The following is a 3462-nucleotide window of genomic DNA, read 5'->3' as shown; positions in this document are numbered from 1 at the left end:
CCTTGAACTCCGGCGAGTACCAGCGGCGTCCGCTGCCCTTGCCAGCTCCACCTTTATCCACTGTTTCCTCTCAATCTAGGCATAAGCCTATCGGAGGACCAGTGTCCAAGATCTTCGGGGCACCCCAGAAGTCGTCCGGTCGGTACTGGACGCACCCGGGCTGCTCGATCCGTCACCGCACGCAGGATGCAGCGAATCGCTGCCGCGTCGGGCGCCGCTAGTCGGGGATCATGATGGTTTTCAGCCTGGCTACCGATCGGCACTGGGGCCATGGTGAATCCGGCGTCCCTCCAGGCGAATCGCATGCTGTGCGTAAGTAGCGGGACCGACTGGCTGCCACCGTGGGCACTACGGCGCCGCCGGACCCATGCCTGCGTTCCGCACGTGTGCCGGCGCGCCAGCCCTGCGAAGACACGAACGCCAGGCAGACGCACGGGCGCAGGACAGACCATGACACGCCCGAGGAGCGCCACGACCGGAGCCATCGGTGCCGACCTGAAAGGAGCGCGACGACCCGGACGACGCCACGCGGCCACACCCAGCGGACGAGAAGAGCGAAAAGCGAGCGCCTCCGGCGGACCGCCTCGGGGATGGATGACGGGAAGGCTGCGGTTCGGCCTCAGGGGCGGGGCGGGTCGGAGCATTTTGAAGGTGGGCGGTGGATCTTGGCAGCGGGGTTGGCCTCCGGCAGCATGGAGGCCCCACACGACAACGTCCGGAGACCCAGTGTCCGCCACATATGACGTCGGCAAAGCGCTCATGCTCGATCCGAAAGACGGCACGATCACCATCAGCGGCCTCAAAACAAGGATCGGCCCTCGGCTGCGCACCGACGCGCTCCCGGCCGACCTCTCGCCACTCGTGAGCCGCAGGAGTGACCACGGCAACGGCTGGGCCTGGGGGAGCATCGAGGGCCTTGCCCTTGCTGGACAGCGGTGCACGCTCGCCCTGGGCGCCCTCCGCGGCCATGTTGTGGAGGTTGGCTGGTCGCTCACGGTTGAGGGCGAGGACTACTCGAACGGATGGCCGAGTCAGGCGGCACTCGACAAGGAGATCAGCCTCGGAGTCGCCTTTCTCACCGGCGTGTTCGGGCCGGGGCCGTACACGGATCCAGGCGGCGGCCCTGGGTACCGGAAGGACTTGCCCTGGGGCGAAGTGTGGTGCGGGTGGGACGCCAAGGGAGGCACGTGCTCGTCGGGTCTGCGCTATGGGCCACGCCGGTGACGTTCCGGCTAGTAGGTAAGCCCTGTGGCTTGGCGTCAGATTACCCGACCGAAATGGCCGGCATGCGGGCGGCGACGACAGTGATCCGATCCGATCCGTACCGCAGCGCAGCGCAGTGCAGGAACAGGCCCGACGATCAGCGATTCAACTTGGCGTTCAGTGAGGTAGCGCGTTCGGATATGGCCCGGTTTGACTAGGGGTTGCGCCAGGTTCGGGACGAAGAGGCGAGGACCCGTGTATACGCCTGGACACGCCGGAGTGTTTTCGGAAATGATCAGTTGCATGGGCTGGAGAACAAAGCGCCAGGACCCAGCGCGGCGAGAGAGCCGAGGCTCTGCGCTACTGGGAGCGGGCGTGGAAAGCCGGGAATGCAGCCGCTGGCTTCAACCTCGGGACTCACTATGCGATGGCAGGCGAGACCAACCGGGCGGAGGTTATCTGGCAGCGCTCAGCGGCGCTCGGCGACGTGGACGCCATGGTGGGACTCGTTCGCCTCGCGCTCGAACGGCGCGACCACGCGGCCGCCTCTGAGTGGATCTCCCCGGTGCTCGAAGCCGAAGGGCCGTTCGCAATGACCGCCGTCGCCCTCGCTTTCCAAGACTTTGGAGACGAGAGCACCGCGGTGAGGTTGCTGACCGTGGCCGTCAAGCTGAACTACCCGCCGGCATTCGACCACGCCGCGGCGATCTTCGACCGACGCGGGCGCCACAGCGAGGCCACCGCACTGCGTGGCCGCGCACAGGAGATCCGCGAGGCGACGGGCTGACCGAGCGAACGGTGCTCCAGCTGGCGGAGCACCAGCTCGAGTCAGCAGAGAGTCGGCGAACCACCCGTCAGCAGCCGGCATCAGGCGACAACAGACGACAAACGATCTGCAGCAAACCACGGTAGACGACACCGGGACGTGCCGACCGAGACTCCGAAGCCGCTCTGATAATGGAGTCGTCGGACCGTCGCTGGCACCATCGCAGGAGTCACCAGGCTGTCTCCACCCGTGGTATGCGAAGGTTCTTGATATCGGTATGCATCGACGCCTTCAACGTGCGAGGCTGCGAGGATGCCTGTCGAGTTGCTCGAACACGCCGGTCGCCACTATGCGGTGCTCTTCCACTATGCGTTGCCAGACGACTCATGGAGGCTCGAGCTGAGTGAAGCCGTCCCAGCGCCTCCCAATTGGGCGGACAATCCCGGGGCGGGGAAGTATCTTCACGGCCCGGCGCTTATCGCAGCCCTCGTTCCAGACGAGGATCCGTCCCTGGAGCCGACCGTCCACCTCTGCAGCCTCAATGAGCGCTTCATCCCATACGAGGTGATGCGCTGGTTTATGGAGTACGTGAACGCGGAGGTCCAGAGCTGCCGCGCTGCCATGGAGGGCAGTGACGATGCCGAGCTGTAGCCGAGCGCGCTCATAATTCGCGGGCTCTGAGTTGGAGGTGTAGTCCGGCGCTCCGTGCCCGTCTCAGCTTCCCAAGCTGATAGGACCGGCCAGCCAATGGCCGTCAGTCTGCTCTACATCCTGGGTGAAACGCTGGCCTCGGAGTGTAGGCGAGATTTCGCCGAGTGGATGTCCCATCGCGACTTTTGTGCGTTACGGCCGTGGGGTCGGGCTGGTCGGTGCGCGATATGTTCAAGCCGCCGGCAGTTGCGGACACGTCGGTGATCTCGGTGAGCGGCACGTGGTGTGTCTTGAATAGGTTGGTGACGATCAGCGCGTCGTGGGTGAGCGTGATGCAGGTGCGCATGACATACCGAATGCCGAGGCCGCCTGCGCCGGCTATGACGACGCCAACGGGCGCGAGGCTCAGGCCGCCGCGTGTGGTGAACGCTGCACCAGGCAGACACACGCCTCGACCTCGAGACGACAGCGGACGGTGCCCGACTGACACAGGAGGGGGTCGGCCGACACTGGCCGAGGCGCCGGTATGGCTCTTACAAGGCAGCTGTCGCCTCTTCATCTACAGCGATAGCGTGTCGTCATGAGCGGGCCGGCGAGGGGGAGCAGTGGTGAAGAAGAGGGCGTATGAAGTTGCGCGAGAGCTTGGCGTGCCGCTGCGGGATGTGCGGACCGTGATGGCTGACTTGGGGCTCTACCTCAGTGCGGCAACGCCATTGAGCATCCGCCAACGGTTCGGTGCTGTTCAGGTGGGGTGGCGTGAGCGAGCGTGTTCGTGCTCGTGCATGTCGGGCGCGGCTGTCAAGGCCGTAGATCATCCGGCGATCGGGGCGCGGGTTCGTTGA

At 65.5% G+C, this 3462-nt stretch carries 3 protein-coding genes; all 3 read left to right on the top strand.

Translation table 11 applies throughout. The annotated features are described in order from the left end of the window. Nucleotides 1–726: 726 nt before the first annotated feature. The 3 genes from KDL01_RS39920 to KDL01_RS39910 all read left to right on the top strand — a co-directional run bounded on the left by KDL01_RS39920 (nt 727) and on the right by KDL01_RS39910 (nt 2620). Entirely contained in the window at nt 727–1224 is a 498-nt protein-coding gene (locus KDL01_RS39920) for a hypothetical protein (RefSeq protein WP_212533927.1), read from the top strand. 406 nt (nt 1225–1630) lie between these two features. After that, on the top strand, nt 1631–1990 hold the full coding sequence (locus KDL01_RS39915) for a hypothetical protein (protein ID WP_212533926.1): 360 nt from the start codon (nt 1631–1633) through the stop codon (nt 1988–1990). 291 nt (nt 1991–2281) lie between these two features. After that, nucleotides 2282–2620 (top strand): hypothetical protein, encoded by a 339-nt coding sequence (locus tag KDL01_RS39910; protein WP_212533925.1) that lies wholly within the window; start codon nt 2282–2284, stop codon nt 2618–2620. Nucleotides 2621–3462 lie beyond the last annotated feature (842 nt).

This window comes from Actinospica durhamensis (genome assembly GCF_018139695.1).
Taxonomy (GTDB): domain Bacteria; phylum Actinomycetota; class Actinomycetes; order Streptomycetales; family Catenulisporaceae; genus Actinospica; species Actinospica durhamensis.
This window is presented reverse-complemented; position numbering and strand designations above follow the sequence as displayed.

Coding starts and splice junctions, on each gene's coding strand:
- KDL01_RS39910 (WP_212533925.1), top strand. CDS start 2,282: ATGCCTGTCGAGTTGCTCGAACACGCCGGTCGCCACTATGCGGTGCTC.
- KDL01_RS39915 (WP_212533926.1), top strand. CDS start 1,631: ATGGCAGGCGAGACCAACCGGGCGGAGGTTATCTGGCAGCGCTCAGCG.